This is a genomic window from Chelativorans petroleitrophicus (assembly GCF_025398195.1).
Classification (GTDB): Bacteria; Pseudomonadota; Alphaproteobacteria; order Rhizobiales; family Rhizobiaceae; genus Chelativorans; species Chelativorans petroleitrophicus.
The window spans coordinates 32,922-50,795 of the sequence record NZ_JAODNV010000009.1; the positions used below are offsets into that span (position 1 = coordinate 32,922).

Below are 17,874 nucleotides of genomic sequence, written 5' to 3' on the forward strand. Positions count from 1 at the left end.
ACCTGCAAAGTCCCGAGCCGAAGCGGATCATTTCACCGCACCCTGGGTCAGTCCTTTGACGATGTAGCGTTGCGCGATCAGGAGCAGCAGCAGGGCAGGCAGGATCGAAAGCGCTGCGCTTGCAGCCATCTGCGTGTACTGGATTTCAAAATCCTGGGCGAACTTGGCGATCGCCACCGGCACCGTCGCCGTCTGTTTCATGCTGAGCGTCAGCGCTACAGCGAATTCGTTCCAGGAGAAGACGAAGGTGAGAACGGCGGTTGCCGCAAGCCCCGGCGCGATGATCGGCAGAATCACATGCCGCAGCAGAACGGGCGTGGTCGCACCGTCGATGGCAGCGGCTTCCTCCAGCTCCCTTGGCACGTCCCGCACGAAGACGCTCATCATCCACAGGGCCATCGGCAGGTTGAGCGTCGTATGCGCGAGGATAAGGGCGGTGAAGGTGTTGTCGAGCCCCACGGACCGGGCCATGGTGTACCAGGCGCTGGCGAGAGCCACTGGCGGGATCATGTGGAAAATCAACGCCCAGGCGAGGAAGATGTGCACCACCCAGCCCGGCCAGCGCATGCGGTGGAGCGACCACGCCGCCAGCGTTGCAACGACGAGGCAAAGCGCCGTGCTTGTGACGCCGACGATGATCGAATTCCGGTAGTTCAGCAGAAAATCGGAGGTTTTCGAAAACAGGACCTCCGCGAAATTGAACCACACGGGCTTGAAGAAAAACTCGCCCATAAGGAGCGAAATCTGCGTGCGGAAGCCGGCGGCTATGGTCCATGCGACGGGAACGATGACGATGGCCGCTGCTGCAATCAGGACAATGTGGGTGAGGGCGGTACGCTCCCGATGGGAGACTGAGCCGCTCATGACGTGCTCCCCAACCGGCGGCGCGCCGAAATCGCCATCACCAGCAGGAGCGAGACGATGAAGATGACGGCGACCGATATGGCCGAACCGTAGCCAATCCGGTCCTCGGTAAAAAAGCGCTGGTAGAGCGTGAAGCTCACCACCTCGGTTGCCGTTCCCGGGCCGCCGCTCGTCAGGAGATACACCTCATCGAACACCTTGAAGGCAAGCACCAGGCGGAAGGCGAAGGTGACAACGATGGTGGGAACCATCAGCGGGAGCGTGATGAGGCGGAACTCCTGCCAGGAGCTGGCTCCGTCCACCTTCGCGGCTTCAAAGATGTCCTGCGGCAGCGATTCAAGGCCGGCGAGAAAGAGGAGGAAGCAGAACGGCGTCCAGTGCCAGATATCGACCACGATGACCGATAGAAGAGCCGTTTCCGAGGAGCCCAGCCAGTCGTGCGGAGCAATACTCAGGAGCGCGAGCCCTTGGTTGATCAGGCCGAAATCGTAGTTGAGTAGAAGCTTCCAGATGGCCCCGATCACAATGCCGGGGATGAGAATAGGTAGGATGAAGACCGCCCTGTAGATGACGCGTCCCCGCGTCACTCTGCTGCAAAGAACGGCAAGCCCAAGGCCAAGGATCATTTGGCCCGCTACGGCGCAGAATGCGAAGATGAAGGTATTGCGGATGCCGGCATGGAACAGCGCATCGGACCCCAGCGCCGCATAGTGCGACAGGCCAACAAAGCTGCGGGTCGAGGCCCCGCCGCTCCAGGTGATGTCCTGGAAGCTGCTTACGAACAGATTGGCAAGGGGGAGCACGCTGAGCACAAGCATCAGTGCCAGCGCCGGCGAGAAGGTCAGCCAGCGCCACAGTCGGTCATCGCCAAGCGGAGTGACCGACCTCTGGCTGGCGGCCTGCTCCGCTGTCTGTGTCACGACCGAGGCCGTGCTCATTCGGGATGCTCCCCTCTCGCCTCAGAGCCGCTCGATCTGGCCGGTGTTGTACTGATGCTTAGCCATGATCGCGTGGATCTCGTCCGCCATGCCGTTCAGCGCATCGACGGCGGTGATCTCACCCGCGATGGCGCGGTTTAGGCCGAGCTCCAGCACGGCGATCACCTCGCTCGCCTCGGGGAACTGATAGATGTTTACGGCATGCGGGAGCGCCTCGGCGAGGGGCTTCATCCAGCGGTAGCGGCGCTCCTCAGCAATCGGCTCTCTGTAAACCGCCGCGTGGACGGGGATGCCGCCCGCCTCCGCTGTTACAAGCTGGGCCTCCTTGGTCTGGAACCAGCGCAGGAACTCCACCGCCGCGCGCTTGCGGTCGTCCGGCACGTTATGCGCGATGCCGGCCAGCCAGTGGCCGAGACCCGGGGCAGTGGGCAGCCCAGGCAATGAAGGCGGCGGAGCCCATTCCACCTTGTCGACGACAGCGGACTTGTTCGGATCGTCCATCTGCGACCAGGCGGCGATCACCATCATGATATGCGCCGTATTGTCGGTCACCATGGCCTGGATCACCTCAGCCTGATCCATGGCCGCGGTTTTCGGGTGACCGGCCTCCCGGGCAAGCCGGATGTAGTATTCGAGCGCCTCGCGCCCTTCCGGACTATTGAGCGTGACGGTGTAGTCGCCGGACGACTGGTCCCTGAAGATGCCGCCGCCGTGGCCGTAGAGATAGGGATAGAAGTCGTAGGCCACCGTGTGCGGTCCGCGGGCCCCACGCTGTACGATCCCGTAGCGGCGGGGCGGCTCATGGAAACGTCGCGCGTTCTCTTCCAGTTCGGCGAACGTCTTCGGCGCCTGCAGCCCCGCTTCGGCGTAGAGATCGCCCCGGTAGTAGAGCATCGGGATGAGCGGCGAGACGGGAATGGACATCAGCTTCCCGTCGGCGGTAACTGTCCTCTTCTCGGCGTTGTAGTAGACCGTATCGCCGAGGGTATAGACCTCGGGGTCGAGTTGAAAACTCGGGTCGATGTCGGTGATCGGCGTAACGAAGCCGCCGGCATACATCTCCGTAAACCAGCCGGAATTCATGATCAGGATATCGTACTGGCCCGAGGCGGCCCGCACGGAGTTGCGCTGCTTTTCTAGCGAGCCGGCAAACGGATTCACGTCGAGCTCTACCCGGTTTCCGGTCTCAGCTTCGTACTGCTCGACCGTCCGGCGAAAACTTTCGAACCAGGGCGACTGGTTGATGACGATGGTGATCGGGGCCACCGATTGTGCCCAAAGCGGGCGCCACGACGTTGAAAGCGCGGCGGCTCCCATTCCGGCGAGCGCATGCCGTCGATTGATACGGAACGTGCCTGTCATTCTTTCCTCCCACGATGGCACAACCATTGTAGGCGACGATTTCACAAGAATGCCATTCACACAAATAACAAAAATGCCGACATCGATGCCGAAACGGAATGGCTAATTCGTCGGCTCTTCCTGGCATATCGCGATCAGTTCCTTGACAATCGTCTCGGCGGCGGGCGAGAGCCAGCCGTTCTTCCGCCTGATGATGCCGGCGCTGCGCACGGCTTCCAACGCGGGAACATCGATCATGGTCAGGTCGGCCGCTTCTGGCAGCTTCAGCGTGGTTGAGACGGTGAAGGTCAGCGCGTCGAAGAACCGTACCATCTGCAGCAGGAACGCCATCGATTCGGTTTCCACCACGGCGCGCGGCGGAGCGAGATCGGCCGCGACAAACAGCGCTTTCATCCGCTGGTGGGCGCGTGTCGTCTGCGGTGGCATCACCCAGGGATACTTCAACAGGCTGGAGAGCGGCAGTTTGGGAACGCCTTCCAGTTCGTGGCCCTTGCGGCAGCACACCCCCAGCCGGTCGGAGGTGAGCGGTATCATTTTCATGTCGTGCGCCGCCTCTGGGGCCGGCAGTTCGGCCACCACGAAATCCAGATGCCCCTGCCGGAGCGCCCTGAGCAGCACATCGTCGAAGCCTCCTTCGATACGCACATGGATGGAAGGGTTCTTCTCAAGAGCTCTGGCCACCGCCTGAGGCAGCAGCCGTCTCAGCCATGCCGGTCCAGCGCCGATGGTCACCGTCCCGTATGTGCCGCCGCGCAGCGCGCCGATCTCATTCTTGGCATCCCCGAACTGCACCCTGATGGCCTCGGCGTGACGCAGAAGCGTCCGCCCAAAGGGCGTCAGGTCCACGCCCCGCGGCATGCGTTCGAACAGCTTCACCCCGAGCTCGCGCTCCAGCGCGCGCACCGCTTTCGTGAGCGTAGGCTGGGCGATCCCCAGGGCGGCTGCTGCCGCCGTCATGCTTTTGCATTCTGCGACGGCCAGGAAGTATTCGAGTTGGCGGATATTCATTGGAGTCTTTAGCGTCTGGGTAAAAAGTTCCTGGCGGGCCGGACCGGATATACAACCCCTGCATTCCGCAGGGACCTGTTCGTGTTAATAGCATGAATGGCTTGAGAACACCTCAGTGGGAGGCACCCGTTTCGCCAACGGTCCCGCGCGTCTGATCGCTTCCGACAAGGAAACAGGTGAGGTCGTTTGGGAGCACAATATTACCGGCGACACGCCGCGGGTCGAGATGACCGGCGCACCGCTCCTGGTCGGCGACAAGATCCTCGTGGGCGCCGCAGGCGGCGATAACGGCACGCGGCCGTGGCTGGCTGCCTATGATGCTGCCACCGGAGAGGAGTTCTGGAAGAAGTACAACATCCCCGCTCCGGGCGAACCCGGTTCCGAAACATGGGGCGGCGACGTTAGGACAGACCCGTTAGCCGCGCGGCCTTCGTAATCGACCCCGCCACAACCACTGAGTTGAAGATTTCGAGTTGTTTCAGGGAGACTTTATTTTCCATGCAAGTACTCGGTACTCTCTGCGATTCCGGCGGAACTTTTAAAAGTCACGGGTTCAATGGAGTTTTCCAAGTTTATGGATATTGCAAGCTCCATTGTGGGGCGGAGGAACCGTTCGCATCCGGAGGAGCTCCCGGACCACGCGGGCTAGCTTCGCCTGCTCCAACCGTTTGCCGCTCAAGCCGCGAACGGCCGTCACTGCGTAGGCGTATGAGCTGGTTGCCTTGAAACGCGCCGCATCTGGTCCTTCCGGCATACGAGGCACGCAATCATCTTGAATGATCCTTTCCAGCATGGGAGAATGACTTTCCCAAAGGAGATGAACCATTTTTGCGCGTCTGCTCTTTGCGGTTCTGGGAGTGACAGGCCTGTGCTTTCCTGCCTTTGCGCAGGGGGGTCATGTCTGCCATCCCGTCGTATCTCAGCCGTTCTCACCGTTCCCGTCGATTGATCGCTCCCAGCCTCTCCCTGCAGGGGACGTGCAGGCGTTTCTTTCCGGCGAAACGAAGGACTGCCCCGAATGCGATCTGCAGGGCGCCCAGTTGCAAAGGCGCGATCTCTCGGGGGCGGACCTGCGCGGCGCGGACCTGTCCGGCGCGTCGCTGCACCGCGCCCGGCTGGCCGGAGCGCGGCTCGATGCGGCCAATCTCGCCTATGCGAACCTCAATCTGACGGACCTCAAGAGCGCATCGCTGATCGAAGCGAGCTTGAACCAGGCGCTGCTTTACCGGGCGGACCTCAGCCGGGCCGTGCTGACCCGCGCGGATCTCACCTGGGCGCGGCTGCAACACGCCCGCTTGACGCAGGCGCAGTTGCAGGGGGCCAAGCTGGTTCATGCGATGGCGATGGACGCCAATTTCACCAGTGCGGACATGCGGGAAGCCGACCTTCAGCTTGCCAACCTTCGAGGAGCCAATCTCCAGCGGAGCGACATGCGTCGAGCAGTGATGACGAATGGAGGGTTCATGGAGGTAAACTTCACCTCCGCTGACCTAACCCAGGCGGTAGCCTTCAACGCCGATTTCATGTCGGCGAACTTCACCGACACCCGTCTGGCGAATGCGGACCTTCGCGGAATGCGGGTGGACGATGCAACGATAGTCTGTACGCAGCTCGACAACACGTTGGTCGGCCCTGCCACGCGGAACTGAACGCCTGATCTATTTGGAACCGGGCGTCTGTTTTATCTCAAACCACGTTTGGCTGACGAAGAGGTTCGGCTGCACATTGCCGAACTCATCGGTGAAAGACTGCCCTGCGCGGTGATAGTATTCACTTTGAATGGTGAGGTTCGCGCCGTCCAATAATAACTTGGTGCAGACCTCCTTCAGCTTGAAACGGGCAACCGGGGTTTCTCCTGGTATTTCCGGCAGGTCTTCGCAGACCCATCCGTTTTCTCCATAACGGCGTTTCAACAGGTTGCCGAGCGCCCAGTGATTGCTGCGATCCGCGGGTTCGATACCGCGGGGGTCGGTCGCAAGACGCAAGCCTCTGACGATCCCCTCGTCATCCAAAAGGACCGATGGAACGACCGGAAAGCCGAACACCTTCGTGCCCTCGCACATCGCCACCGCGCGCGTCTGCTCCAGTGCCCGGGCGACGAATTCCGGTTCGTCGTCGTAACGAAAGGCCACTTCGTAGAGCCCTTCGCTGTCAGGTTTGCACTCCTTGAACGCCGCGAACCCCGCGATGAGCCGGCCGGGGGGACCGCCATTGCTCCCGCAGGCATGATCGGTGAACCCCCCAGGCAGATCCTTGAGCGACGCACCCAGCTGAATATCCCAGACAATCGGGCGGCCCTGGCAAGCGAAAGCCGGCGCAGCCGCAAACAGCGCCAGTATGAAGCACGCACTTGTAACCCTTGGCTTCATGACGGCAATCCGAGGACAAGCAGAACGAAGAGCGGTTCCGAAAGGCCCATCTCCGGCGGCCGGTAGGAAAGAGCGTCCGTATAGACGTTGCCCCCGACGACGACGGCCAGGAACTGTTCTCCGTCAACGGCAAAGGTGATCGGAGGGACATTCGTCAGCGAGCCGAATTTGGTGCTCCACACGGTTTCAAGCGTTTCATCGTTGAGCGCGTGAAGCCTGCCTTCGGCCGTAGTCGTGAAGACCAGCCCTCCCGCCGTCGCTAGGGCGCCCGCGTGTAACGGAAAGTCGAAGAGACGCTGGGCCTTCACCGTGCCGCTCAGGGGATCGACCGCCGTAAGCATTCCCATATCCGCGGCGGCACCGGAATAATAAGCGCCGAGCCAGCCTGGAGCCGACTCCGTTTTGATCGGCGGGATGTTCTCCGTCATGCAGCCGTCAGCTCCGGAACCGTAGGCCAATTCGGTTCGCAAGCTGTAGGCGGAAGCGAAGGAGGATGTGCCCTTGATGTTGGGGCAGTCCGGACGATTTTGCCAGGCGCCGGATTTGTAGGCCTGGGTCTTCGCCCCTGCCTTATACTCTCTCGGGCGGCCTGTTTCGTCGATGCCGGCAGTCCATTCGATGCCGATCACATGCGGGGTGGCAACCTGAAAGGTGCCCTGCTTCCCGTCCAGCCCGTAAAAATATCCGTTGTTGGCGAAATGCGCGACAACACTCTCGTCCGCGCCTTCCGCGGAACTCACCAGAAGGTGCGTGCCATCCTCGGAGAATCCATTGATGTCGCCGGGTGTATACTGGAAGTGCCAGCGCAGATCGCCCGTTTCTGCATCGATGGCGAGCACGCTGTTGGCAAAAAGACTGTCCCCGGGGCGCATACGCGGAATGTACCGGGGATTGGGGTGACCGGTACCCCATATGGTAAGCCCCGATTTCGGGTCATAGATGCCCGTTTGGGAAATCGCTCCTCCTCCTAGCAGTCCGGCCGGGTTAGAGGCAGTCGCGAGAGTATCGACATGCCACAGCGACGATCCGGTCTCCGCATGGAGCGCATCTATCCGGCCGACGGCGCCGCGCTCGGCACCGCCGCCACCGACGATGATGCGGTCCCCGACCACGAGCGGAGAGGCCTCGATGGTATACCCCTGTTTCGGATCGCCCACCTGAACGGAACGGACGGTCTTTCCAGTGTCCCTGTCGAGCCAGTGGATACGGCCATCCGACGCCGCGGCGATCACGAAGTTCCGGTAGAGGGCCAGGCCCCGGCCGGCCACGAGCCAGCTGTCGAGATTGGTCTGAAGCTCCTTGTTCTGCCAGACGATCTTGCCCTTTTCCCGGCCGTCCAGCTTGGAAACATGTCCCCATCCGTCGACGATATAGATGTATCCGTCCTCGACCAGAGGACTCATGGGGAGGGCGTCACGGTAGTTGCCGCTGCCTTCGATCAGTCCTCCGAGCGGTACGCTGTACCGGACCACCAGCTTTGAAACATTGTCGCGGTTGATGCCTGTAAGGCCGGAATAGCGGCTGCCGTCATAGGAACCGAGATTCATCAACCAGTTCTGGGGTTCTCGGGCGGTATTCAGCAGACGCTCGGGCGTAACCTCTCCGGCGGCTGTTGCGGACACGCTGCCGCAAAGCGCAAGCCCGATCCCTACCATGACTGCAGGGACTGAAATCCAGTTCATCACGCCTACCAATTGCGACGGCGATACGAGCTTGCTCGCACCGCCGTCAGAAAAGAAGTTCATTGAAGCTAAAGCCCGCCCCGGCAAACCGGGGCGGGTTATTGCGTTACATGTTGTCCGGAAGGGCGAAGGCCCAGATCACGCCACCCGTCGGAATAGTCGTGCCGGGCTTGAATTTGTCCGGATAGGAAGCACCAAGGCGGGTCTGCATGGAGGCAGCATCGATGCCCCATCCAGCCTGCACCGCGATGTACTGCTTGCCGTTGACCTCGAACGACGTGGGTACGCCGATGACGCCCGAATTGAGCTTCATCTCCCAAACCACCTCGCCGGTCTTGGCATCGAAGGCGCGGAACATGCTATCATTCGTGCCTCCCCCGAACACCAGCCCGCCGGCGGTGGTCATGAGCGGTCCCCAGTTCGCGGAATTGGGGAATTCGTGCGTCCATACCTTCTTGCCGGTAGCAACGTCCCAGGCCTGAACCTCGCCGATATGATCGGCACCCTCGGCCAAGTAGAGGTCGGACCGGTCGCCCTGCGTACCGCGGGTGAAGCTGGCACCCGGACGGTATTCCACGACCGTGCCGCCCTGCATCTTGGTGCAGAGGTTCTCATTAGCCGGAATGTACACGTAGTTGGTGTCCGGGCTGTAGGCGATGGGAGGCCAATCCTTGCCGCCCCAGAACGACGGACAGAAGTCGCCGAGCACGCCCGTTCCCGGCTTCCTGCCTTCGGCATATTCCACCCGGCCGGTCTCCGGATCCATGCTCTTGATCCAATTCTCCTTCACGTAGGGCGTGCCCCTGACGAAGCTGATTTGGCCGTCTGGCTTCCGCTCCAGCTCCCAAAGCACGCCATTGCGTGCGGCGTGCACCAGGCCCGGCACGGTCTCGCCGTCCTTGTTCGGAAGATCGATGAGGATCGGAGCGGCCACCTCGTCCCAGTCAAACGAATCGTTCGGATGGTACTGAAAGTGCCCCTTGATCTCTCCGGTTTCCGGATCGAGTGTGATGACCGACGTGACGTAGAGATTGTCGCCGGGACGCTGGTCACCCATCCACGGGCCGCCGTTGCCGACACCCCAGTAGATCAGCTTGTTCTCGGGGTCGTAGTGGCCCGTGATCCAGGTCGAGCCGGCACCGGTCTTCCATTCGTCGCCGTCCGGCCAGGTCTCCGATCCAGGCTCGCCCGGAGCGGGGATCGTGTAGGTGCGCCAGAGTTCCTCACCGTCCTCGGCACTGAAGGCCGCCACATAGCCGCGAATGCCACGTTCACCGCCCGAGGTGCCGACAATGACCTTGCCATCGATCACAAGCGGGGCCAGGTTCGCATAGTAACCCATCTTGTAATCTTCCATCTTGACGGTCCACAATTCCGCGCCGGACTTTGCGTCAAGCGCTACGAGGATGGAATCGCGCGACGTGAAGAAGATCTTGTCGTCCCAGAAGCCTACGCCGCGATTGGTCGGGTGCGACGTGTGCATGTCCGGCGGGAGTTCGCGCTGATAGCGCCAAAGGATCTCACCCGTATCGGCCTTGATCGCCAGCACCTGGTTGCTGGTCGTGGTGGCCTGGGAGACGAACATCACGCCGTTGATCACCATTGGCGGCGCTTCGTGACCGTCAGATGAACCGGTGGAGATCATCCAAACGGGCTCCAGATCAGCAACGTTCTCGGTCGTGATCTGTTTCAGCGGACTGTAACCCCAGCCGTCATAGGTACGGCGGTAGTTCGGCCAGTCGCCGTCCGCAGGGTTGGTCAGAATTTCCGCGGTGACGGGCTGATAATCCGGGATCACCACAGGTGGAGGCGGCGCTTCCGGAGCTCCGCCGGCGGCGGGCGGGGCGGTCGGCCCGGCCGGAGGTGTCGTTGGCCCTGCCGGCGCCTGCTGCTGGGCCATCGATGTGGAGACCATGAGCAGGGCCAAGCCTGCCCCGAGCAGAGTAGATGAAGCTAACTTGCGTACCATAGTATCCTCCCTACCAGGTGAGCATTCAACCGGAATGAACCGGAACTTCACCCCCCGCCCACGCGTCCGTCGAAAGCAGCAGCAACGACGATCTTGTCTTCCTCCAGCTTGAGCTTCAGAGCCGGCAGCTTACGCACCGCAGGCCCCTGCATCACTGCACCATTTTGCCGGGGATCGAAGCGGGACAGGTGGCAGGGACACTCCATCCAGAAGCTCTCCGCCACCCAACCCGTGACCTCGCAGCCCTCATGTGTGCAGATTGCGCTCTGTGCGACCACGCCACCAGCCGCGTACTCCTGCCCTTCCGGGCTGAGGACAGCGGGGTCCCACCGGGTTAGCACAAGAAGATTCAGATAGCTGCCATTGCGAACCGTCTGTGTCGCGGAATCTGCCGGCCATGCCTGGAGGGGAGCCGAGTTCGGCGTGATGTCCTCAGGCGTCAGCGGCGTGATCTGGTCGTCGCCGCTAGCACGCACCAGATAGTCACCCTCTTGGGGAGGTGCAGAAGCGACCTCCGCATTCGGCGCGTCGCCCTGAGCGAGAGCGGGCGCTGCCGCAATGCCCACAATTCCGCCGACGACCAAGCGGCGATTTACATTCGCTCCACAGCAGCATGCTGCAGGCGCTTGACGATCTGAATGAGATTTCAATGGGTAATATCCTGAATTAGTTACATGAATCCTGAGATTCACTCCTGTAACAGCCGCATCAGAGGTTCTATGAACCTTCAACATTTTACAGACTATAGAAGCGAAACAGATTACTTCAAGTGAAAAAATAATCACAAAACTCTACACAAAATACCCGTTTTAATGGCAACATGAAGGTTGCCGATGATGCAGCTTCTTCACCGGTGGAGAATCGGGCTCGCATCCGCAATTGCCGGGCAAAAATCCGAAACAGGAGGAATTTGTCATGAAATATCTGGTTTCGACCATGCTTAGTCTGCTGCTCGGAAGTTCGGCATATGTTCATGCACAGCAGGCTGCCGATCAGGGCGATCAGTCGTTCGAAGCCGGGCAGCCGCTTGGGGTGGTGATTAACGGTGAGCACACGCCCATGTCCGACAATGTGAAGGTCTATGGCGCGATCGTTAACGCCGAAAGCTGCGTCTATGATGAGTCACGGGATCTCATCGTGGCTGTCAATCGAGGGGCGGATCAGGATGAGGCACCGAATGACGGCTTCATATCCCTGATCAATCATGACGGCTCAGTTCACACCGCGCGCTGGATCGGTGTGAACCGTAACGGACTTGTCCTGAATCATCCCTTCGGCAGCGACATCCACGACGGCAAGCTCTACGTGGCGGACCGTGACGGGGGAACCGACGAGAATACGCCCACGGTTTCCGTCATTCGCATGTTCGACATGGAGACCGGCGCTCCCGCCGGAGAAATCAAGACGGAGGGTTCTCCAGGGTTCAACGATATCGAGGTGGCGGAAGACGGCACGATCTATGCCACGCAAACCTCGGCTGGCGGACAGAACCCGGATCCCTCCACCTTCCGGGTCTTCAAAATCACGCCGGACGGTACGTCAACGGTGCTTATCGAAGGCGATCCGCTCAATCTGCCTAACGGCATCGCCATTGACGGCGAAGGAAATCTCGTTGTCGTGAACATAGGCAACAAAGACGTGCTCACTTTCTCGCCAGAGGGAGAACTTCTCAAGACCGAGCAGTCGGCGCAGGCGGGAAACGACGGTATCGTCATCATGGAGGATGGGACGAAATATGTCAGCAGCGTCCGTGAGGGAGGCATTGCCCGTATTGCGCCAGATGGAACGACGGAACTGATCGCCACGGCGATCCCGAGCGCTGCATCCATGTGTTACGACGCAGGAGCCAACCAGCTGGTGGTCCCGATGAACACCAACAACGCGCTCGCCCTTATCCCTCTGGAGAACTGAAGGGGCATGCGCCGCGATGCGAGAGTCCTCCCGACCCGTCCCTGCCGGGAGGCGGGAAAGCTCGCTGAACGGCGGCCAACCATTCCTGTACCGGATGGGGCGATCGGTAACGGCTGCCCCTCCGCATAGCGCCGATCCGGCAGCTTCGCTGCTTGTTGCCCTTCGCTCAGCATGCCTTTGCGGTTTCCGGCCTGTGGCTGTTGCGGGACGGTCCGGCATGGTCCACTTTGAACCATCCTTGCCTAATGCGCTCTGCACGAGCGATACGAGTCGCGGCACCACGGACACAGGGATTCGATGATCACCGTCTACCGTCTTCTGGCTTTCGGGCTCTTTCTCCTGATCTGGTGGACCGTATCGCTCATAGTGGGGCCGAACCTCATTCCCACTCCGCTCAACACGGTCTTCGCCGCCAGGGATCTGCTCCGGGACGGAAAAATTCTTGAACCTCTGCTGAGCAGCCTCGCCGTCTACTCCACCGGCTATGCCCTTGCCGTGCTCGTAGGAATTCCCATCGGAATGCTGATGGGGGGCATTCGCGATCTCGGCCGCACCCTCGACATTTATGTGAACGCCCTAATGGCGACCCCGCGGGTCGCCTTCATTCCGCTCATCATTCTCTTTCTCGGACTGGGGGCCGAGGCGAAAATCGCCGTCGTCTTTCTTGGCGCGGTCATTCCCATCCTGATCGGTACCTATTCCGGCATTCTCAACAGCGATGCCGAACTCATCGAGATGGCGCGCTCCTTGGGCGCATCCCGCTCCCAGATCTATTGGCGAATCATGCTTCCGGGCGCACTCGCCTTTGTGGTGATCGGCCTGCGGATCGGCGCAACCATTGGTCTGATCAACACGGTCGTGGCGGAGCTCTATACGGCAGCGAGCGGTCTCGGCGGCCTGCTTGCCCTGTATGGCAACACGTTTCAAATGGCGCGCTACTTCGTTGTGATACTCGCGCTTTCCCTGATCGGAGGTCTCGTGAGCCAAGGCCTGAGGGCGCTCGAGGCCTGGTCGAGCCGCTGGCGCGTCACTGCCGGGAACTAGGCTTCCATGAAACCATTTTGTTTTCCGGTCAGCGAGACGATCCCTGCGGAACGGCCTATCTGGTTTGGTCTAATTCCTGCGAGTTTTGGCTCTACCCTATGTCGCGATTAACGGCATATTGCCATGTAAAGCGTTGGATTTGCGTCCGGAAATTGCTCTACCGGAAGCTTGAGAATTCAGCGAAGCCGATCTTCTTTCGCTCCGTGTGCGGGGGAACGGCCGGAGAAGGGCTCCTCGTCCGATAGGGACAAGGATACTCTGAAAAGAGGAGGCGATACAGTGATTAGGGCCATCCGTTACCTCAAGCTCGGGTTACTTGCCGCAGCTGCACTTCAGGTTTCCGCGCAAGCAACAGCAGCGGAACCCTTCCGTCTGATTGTCACGGACCTCACGACACCTCTCGTTCCGAATTCCGTCATGGATCTGGCGGTGGAACTCGGATATTTCGAACGTGAAGGCGTTGATGTTGAACTGGTCCGGGTGCAACAGACGCCCTCGGCGATTGCCGCGCTGCAAGCCGGCGAGGGCGAGATGGCCAATATCTCCGTCGATTCCGCGCTGCAGCTTGCCGCACGGGACCGGCTCGATCTCAAGGCCGTGCTTTCCCCCAACAAGGCGCTTCCCTTCCTCATCGCCGCGAAATCCGAGATCGAGACCCCGCAGCAGCTTGCTGGCAGGAGCTTTGCCATCGGCCGGCTGGGCAGCTTGGACCATACTCTAAGCACCAAAGTGCTCCAAGCCGCCGGGGTGGATACCGACAGCCTCAGTTTCGTGGGGATCGGGCAGCCCAATGTTCGCGCTCAGGCACTCGCTGCCGGACAGGTGGATGCCACAACCATTTCGATTGGCGTATGGCTTTCCCTTCCAGACAAGGAGGGGCTGCACATCCTGATCAATCAGGATGACTACTACAACGCCGCCCCGGTCGTTCAGAAGGTGAATGTCGTCACGGACGAGGTGCTGCAGGAGCGACGCGACGAGGTGGTTGCGGTGACCCGCGCGCTGATTGCGGCGGCGCGAGACTTCGCAGCCGATCCGGCCAAATGGATAGAGGCCATGGCGAAAGCGCGTGATGACGTCAGCAGGGAGGATCTTGAAGCGCTGGCAGAGGCGTTTGCCGACAGTTGGAGCATCAACGGTGGATTGAACCGCCAGGAGCTAGAATACACGGTAGAGTGGGCCTATGACAGCCCTGATTTCGAAGGTGTGCAAAAGATCAATCTTGAAGACTGGGTGGATTTTTCCGTGATTGATGAGGCGCTGGAAAAGCTTGGCACAGCCGAAGGTGCGGATCAGTACATTCGCTAGACCAGCGGCGGACGGGCGAGACGGGCTTTTGATGGCAGCATCATGAACCCGACCCCGTCCGTTGTCGTCTCACACGTATCAAAGATCTTTAAGCGGGCGAAGGATTTGGCTCCGGTCGAGGCGCTCAGGGACGTATCCCTCGAGCTGCCGGCTAATACCTTTGTTACGCTGTTGGGCCCTTCCGGTTGCGGAAAGACCACGCTTCTCCGGATGATCAACGGCCTCATCCAGCCGGATTCGGGCGAGGTCCACGTCTTTGGCAAGCCGCCGAAACCCGGCCCCCGGATCGGGTTCGTCTTCCAGTCCTTCCGCCTCATTCCCTGGCTGAATGTCCGGAACAATGTCGGCTTTGGACTTTCCCTGCAGGGTGTCGGAGAGGCGGAAAGGAAAGAGCGGGTGGACCACTATCTGAAGCTGGTGGGCCTATCGCGCTTTGCCGACGTGTATCCGCACGAGCTTTCCGGAGGGATGAAGCAGCGCGCGGCTCTGGCGCGCGCTCTTGTTACGGAGCCGGAAATTCTCCTAATGGACGAACCGTTTGCCAGCCTCGACGCCCAGGTCCGGGAGCTGATGCAGATGGAAATGATGCGACTCTGGTCCGAGCGCAGGGGAATTGTCCTCTTCGTAACGCACAGCGTGGACGAGGCGATCATCATGGCCGACAAGATCGCTCTGATGGGACCCCGGCCGGGCCGGATTGTCGAGACGCTGGATGTCCCCTTGCCACGCCCGCGCTGGGACGACAGCATCAAGATGCAGCGGGACTATATCGAACTGAGGCGATATCTCTGGGACCGCATCCGCGAGATGGTGACGCAGGACCCGTCTTCGGATTTTTACGCCGGAGAGCCGGACAAATCGTAGCCTCGTTCTATCCCCGCAGAAGGGCATGCCGACTGGCTGATGGCGCCCGCCAGACGCGCTTGGATGAAACTGGGATTGCGAGTATCACCTACGATCCAGGGACAGAGAGGACGGCCTGGGAATAGCCCGTCAGCTTCAGGAAGGCTTCGGCAATGGTCTCGGCTTGACCTTCCCTTCTGAGTTCCGCCGGCGTCCCCTGAAAGAGGACGCGGCCCCGGTTAAGCACGATCACACGATCGGCTTCCTCAACCTCGTCCACCAGATGGGTCGTCCACAGGACACCCAGCTTCCCATCCTTCCTCATCTGCAGGATGCGGTTCAGTATGTCCTTCCGGCTTGCCGGATCCAGTCCCACCGTCGCCTCGTCCATCAAAAGAAGGCTCGGTTCATGCAGGAGAGAGCGGGCCAGCTCGACGCGCCGGCGATTGCCTCCGCTCAGGGTCCGAGCGCGGTCATGCCGGCGATCGATGAGATCAAATCGCTTCAGGAGCTCCTCGATCCGCTTGCGCGCCAGGCTGCGCGGGAGACCGTGCAGATCCGCGTGGTAGCGCAAATTTGCTTCCACTGTCAGCTCGAGGTCGAGCGTGGGTTGTTGGAACACTACACCCAGTTTTGCCAGCCCTTCCGTCAGATGCGTGCGGATATTCAGGCCGAGGATGCGGATGGTTCCGGCGTCGGGGGCGAAAAGGCCTGTCAGAAGCTGCAGAAGTGTCGATTTGCCGGCTCCGTTCGGCCCGAGAAGCGCTACGAATTGCCCCACGTACATCTCAAATGCAACGCCGTCCAGCGCAAGAAAAGATCCATAGGATTTCCGCAGGCCGTCTACCGACAGAACAGCCATTTCTTCTTCATCTTTCTGCATACGACCTCCGGGTTTCTTAGCCGATGCACCAAGGTAACGGGTGCATCTGTCCCAATAAGATCTAGAGTCAAGACTTGCATGGTATGGCCAATTCAGCAATCATTTCGCCGCCCATAACCCGGAGGATTTGACATGAAGGTTTCAACAGCATTGCTTGTGTGTGCTATCGCTCTCCTCAGCTCGGTTGCCGCAGGCAATGCCGAAGGCAATTTGGCTTCTAAGCCGGAGCGCCTTGAACCTCTCGTGCTCGGCGCCGATCTTTCGTTTTCCGTCAAGGAATACAAGCTCGAAACCGGGAAATACTATCGCTGGCAAATCCAGAGCCAGGGTGGAGAGGAGTTTCTGGTCAAGGCGCCTGAACTCTTCCGTAATTCCTGGGTAAACCAGATCGTCATCAACGATATCGAGGTCAAGCCCGTTGGCGGCGGAATTTACGGCGTCGAGTTCGACGACGAGGGTACGGCCGATGTCTGGTTCGTCCCGATCGTTCCTGGCGATTTCGAGTTCTATGCGGATGGCTTCGAAGAACGAGGAATGCTCGGAAAATTCGTAGTCCGCTAATTGCGCCACAGTTGTGGTCGGGAGGAAATCTTGATCTCCAAAATTCGCCGATATGCCTGCGTAGCGCTGCTGCTGACCACGTTTGGCCTGACTGTACCTGCGTTTTCCGCAGGGACGGGTCTTGTCTTCGTGAGCAACGAGAAGACGCACAACATCACTGTTCTCGATCCAAAGGACTACAGCATCGTCAAATGGATCGAGACCTCGCGCCGCCCGCGCGACATGCGCTTCAACAACGACAACACGCTGCTTTATGTGGCCTGCGGCGACGATGATGTGATCGACGTCATCGACGTGGCGACTTTGGAGGTGGTCGACCATATCCCGACCGGACCAAGCCCGGAGGTCTTTTACTTCAGCCCGGATGACAGCCTCATCTACGTCTCCAACGAAGAGAACTCCAGCCTGCAGATCATCGACGTGGCTGAAAAGGTGATCGTGGGTGAAATCTCCACCGGCGCCGAACCAGAGGGCGTGGTGGTCAGCGACGATGGCAAGACTGTCTATGTGACATCGGAAGTAGCCGACATGGTGCATGTCATCGACGCCGAGACCCAAACGCTGACGGACAACATCATCGTCGGCACGCGCCCGCGTCGCTTCGTGCTCACGCCCGACGGGCAAGAATTGTGGGTCTCGGACGAGCTTTCGGGAGAAGTATCGATCATCGACCGGGCCACCAACCAGGTGACCCATACTCTGCAATTCCTTCCCCCAGGCTTCCGCCAGGTGGACGTCACACCCGTCGGCATGGAGATCACCAAGGATGGGTCAACCGTCTATGTGACGCTGGGCCGGGCTAATCACATTGCCAGCGTGGACGCTGCCTCCAAGGAGATCAAGGAGTATGTGCTGGTTGGCAGCCGCGCCTGGGGTGTCGCGCTCAGCCCGGATGAGAATACAATGTATGTGACCAATGGGCTAAGCGACGATGTCTCTATCATCGATGTTCCGTCGATGAAGGTGACTCAATCAATTCCGGTGGGGCGGGTGCCGCATACGGTACGAATCGATGGTTAGAGAAAACATCTTTGCGATTTCTCGCGTGCTCCTCGCCGGCTCACTCGCTCTCGGGTCAGCGCCGCCGTCTCTAGCGCAGGAGAACACGCCTCCTGCGACTGTACCGCAACCC

At 60.3% G+C, this 17,874-nt stretch carries 17 protein-coding genes; 8 read left to right on the forward strand and 9 right to left on the reverse strand.

The annotated features are described in order from the left end of the window. Positions 1 to 27: 27 nt before the first annotated feature. The 4 genes from NYR54_RS08735 to NYR54_RS08750 form a co-directional block, all read right to left on the reverse strand. Positions 28 to 864: a carbohydrate ABC transporter permease gene (locus NYR54_RS08735; protein ID WP_261515247.1), complete on the reverse strand. Its 837-nt coding sequence runs from the start codon at positions 862 to 864 to the stop codon at positions 28 to 30. Beyond that, on the reverse strand, positions 861 to 1,802 hold the full coding sequence (locus NYR54_RS08740) for a carbohydrate ABC transporter permease (protein ID WP_261515248.1): 942 nt from the start codon (positions 1,800 to 1,802) through the stop codon (positions 861 to 863). The genes NYR54_RS08735 and NYR54_RS08740 overlap by 4 nt, the downstream gene beginning before the upstream one ends. Positions 1,803 to 1,823: 21 nt before the next feature. Further along, complete coding sequence (locus NYR54_RS08745; RefSeq protein WP_261515249.1) at positions 1,824 to 3,164, reverse strand: extracellular solute-binding protein; 1,341 nt, start codon at positions 3,162 to 3,164, stop codon at positions 1,824 to 1,826. A gap of 102 nt (positions 3,165 to 3,266) precedes the next feature. Further along, positions 3,267 to 4,172 carry a LysR family transcriptional regulator gene (locus NYR54_RS08750; protein WP_261515250.1) on the reverse strand — a complete coding sequence of 302 codons (906 nt, stop codon included), beginning with the start codon at positions 4,170 to 4,172 and terminating at the stop codon, positions 3,267 to 3,269. A 115-nt stretch (positions 4,173 to 4,287) separates the two neighbouring features. Here NYR54_RS08750 and NYR54_RS08755 point away from each other — a divergent pair, with 115 nt between their 5' ends. Beyond that, a complete protein-coding gene (locus tag NYR54_RS08755) occupies positions 4,288 to 4,608 on the forward strand; it encodes an outer membrane protein assembly factor BamB family protein (protein ID WP_261515251.1) in 321 nt (106 codons plus the stop codon). Positions 4,609 to 5,149: 541 nt separating this feature from the next. After that, positions 5,150 to 5,821, forward strand: coding sequence for a pentapeptide repeat-containing protein (locus tag NYR54_RS08760; RefSeq protein ID WP_261515252.1), 672 nt, complete (start codon positions 5,150 to 5,152; stop codon positions 5,819 to 5,821). Between the two features lie 9 nt (positions 5,822 to 5,830). Here the strand turns inward: NYR54_RS08760 and NYR54_RS08765 are convergent, their stop codons facing one another. From NYR54_RS08765 to NYR54_RS08780, 4 genes are all read right to left on the reverse strand, one after another. After that, positions 5,831 to 6,541 carry a hypothetical protein gene (locus tag NYR54_RS08765; RefSeq protein WP_261515253.1) on the reverse strand — a complete coding sequence of 237 codons (711 nt, stop codon included), beginning with the start codon at positions 6,539 to 6,541 and terminating at the stop codon, positions 5,831 to 5,833. Further along, positions 6,538 to 8,223 (reverse strand): pyrroloquinoline quinone-dependent dehydrogenase, encoded by a 1,686-nt coding sequence (locus NYR54_RS08770; protein WP_261515254.1) that lies wholly within the window; start codon positions 8,221 to 8,223, stop codon positions 6,538 to 6,540. The genes NYR54_RS08765 and NYR54_RS08770 overlap by 4 nt, the downstream gene beginning before the upstream one ends. 106 nt (positions 8,224 to 8,329) lie before the next feature. Beyond that, on the reverse strand, positions 8,330 to 10,192 hold the full coding sequence (locus tag NYR54_RS08775) for a methanol/ethanol family PQQ-dependent dehydrogenase (protein WP_261515255.1): 1,863 nt from the start codon (positions 10,190 to 10,192) through the stop codon (positions 8,330 to 8,332). A 47-nt stretch (positions 10,193 to 10,239) separates the two neighbouring features. Next, positions 10,240 to 10,758, reverse strand: coding sequence for a QcrA and Rieske domain-containing protein (locus NYR54_RS08780; RefSeq protein ID WP_261515256.1), 519 nt, complete (start codon positions 10,756 to 10,758; stop codon positions 10,240 to 10,242). Between the two features lie 349 nt (positions 10,759 to 11,107). Between NYR54_RS08780 and NYR54_RS08785 the strand changes: the two genes are divergently transcribed. The 4 genes from NYR54_RS08785 to NYR54_RS08800 all read left to right on the forward strand — a co-directional run bounded on the left by NYR54_RS08785 (position 11,108) and on the right by NYR54_RS08800 (position 15,319). Continuing rightward, the gene (locus tag NYR54_RS08785) at positions 11,108 to 12,103 is read left to right on the forward strand and encodes an SMP-30/gluconolactonase/LRE family protein (RefSeq protein ID WP_261515257.1); all 996 of its coding nucleotides are present in this window, start codon (positions 11,108 to 11,110) and stop codon (positions 12,101 to 12,103) included. A gap of 297 nt (positions 12,104 to 12,400) precedes the next feature. After that, positions 12,401 to 13,147, forward strand: a complete 747-nt coding sequence (locus NYR54_RS08790; protein WP_261515258.1) for an ABC transporter permease — start codon at positions 12,401 to 12,403, stop codon at positions 13,145 to 13,147. A gap of 279 nt (positions 13,148 to 13,426) precedes the next feature. Beyond that, positions 13,427 to 14,455, forward strand: a complete 1,029-nt coding sequence (locus tag NYR54_RS08795; RefSeq protein WP_261515259.1) for an ABC transporter substrate-binding protein — start codon at positions 13,427 to 13,429, stop codon at positions 14,453 to 14,455. Between the two features lie 105 nt (positions 14,456 to 14,560). Further along, positions 14,561 to 15,319 carry an ABC transporter ATP-binding protein gene (locus NYR54_RS08800; protein WP_261515260.1) on the forward strand — a complete coding sequence of 253 codons (759 nt, stop codon included), beginning with the start codon at positions 14,561 to 14,563 and terminating at the stop codon, positions 15,317 to 15,319. Between the two features lie 88 nt (positions 15,320 to 15,407). Here the strand turns inward: NYR54_RS08800 and NYR54_RS08805 are convergent, their stop codons facing one another. Continuing rightward, positions 15,408 to 16,181: an ABC transporter ATP-binding protein gene (locus NYR54_RS08805; RefSeq protein ID WP_261515261.1), complete on the reverse strand. Its 774-nt coding sequence runs from the start codon at positions 16,179 to 16,181 to the stop codon at positions 15,408 to 15,410. 132 nt (positions 16,182 to 16,313) lie between these two features. On the opposite strand from NYR54_RS08805, the gene NYR54_RS08810 reads away from it, so the two are divergent. Beyond that, positions 16,314 to 16,742: a cupredoxin domain-containing protein gene (locus NYR54_RS08810; protein WP_261515262.1), complete on the forward strand. Its 429-nt coding sequence runs from the start codon at positions 16,314 to 16,316 to the stop codon at positions 16,740 to 16,742. A 30-nt stretch (positions 16,743 to 16,772) separates the two neighbouring features. After that, on the forward strand, positions 16,773 to 17,762 hold the full coding sequence (locus tag NYR54_RS08815) for a PQQ-dependent catabolism-associated beta-propeller protein (RefSeq protein ID WP_261515263.1): 990 nt from the start codon (positions 16,773 to 16,775) through the stop codon (positions 17,760 to 17,762). The last annotated feature ends 112 nt before the right edge of the window (positions 17,763 to 17,874 follow it).

What these genes read in the sequence shown, in the direction of transcription:
- NYR54_RS08775 (WP_261515255.1), bottom strand. Translation starts at nt 10,192, where the DNA reads ATGGTACGCAAGTTAGCTTCATCTACTCTGCTCGGGGCAGGCTTGGCC.
- NYR54_RS08740 (WP_261515248.1), bottom strand. Translation starts at nt 1,802, where the DNA reads ATGAGCACGGCCTCGGTCGTGACACAGACAGCGGAGCAGGCCGCCAGC.
- NYR54_RS08770 (WP_261515254.1), bottom strand. Translation starts at nt 8,223, where the DNA reads ATGAACTGGATTTCAGTCCCTGCAGTCATGGTAGGGATCGGGCTTGCG.
- NYR54_RS08790 (WP_261515258.1), top strand. Translation starts at nt 12,401, where the DNA reads ATGATCACCGTCTACCGTCTTCTGGCTTTCGGGCTCTTTCTCCTGATC.
- NYR54_RS08805 (WP_261515261.1), bottom strand. Translation starts at nt 16,181, where the DNA reads ATGCAGAAAGATGAAGAAGAAATGGCTGTTCTGTCGGTAGACGGCCTG.
- NYR54_RS08785 (WP_261515257.1), top strand. Translation starts at nt 11,108, where the DNA reads ATGAAATATCTGGTTTCGACCATGCTTAGTCTGCTGCTCGGAAGTTCG.
- NYR54_RS08765 (WP_261515253.1), bottom strand. Translation starts at nt 6,541, where the DNA reads ATGAAGCCAAGGGTTACAAGTGCGTGCTTCATACTGGCGCTGTTTGCG.
- NYR54_RS08745 (WP_261515249.1), bottom strand. Translation starts at nt 3,164, where the DNA reads ATGACAGGCACGTTCCGTATCAATCGACGGCATGCGCTCGCCGGAATG.
- NYR54_RS08750 (WP_261515250.1), bottom strand. Translation starts at nt 4,172, where the DNA reads ATGAATATCCGCCAACTCGAATACTTCCTGGCCGTCGCAGAATGCAAA.
- NYR54_RS08810 (WP_261515262.1), top strand. Translation starts at nt 16,314, where the DNA reads ATGAAGGTTTCAACAGCATTGCTTGTGTGTGCTATCGCTCTCCTCAGC.
- NYR54_RS08735 (WP_261515247.1), bottom strand. Translation starts at nt 864, where the DNA reads ATGAGCGGCTCAGTCTCCCATCGGGAGCGTACCGCCCTCACCCACATT.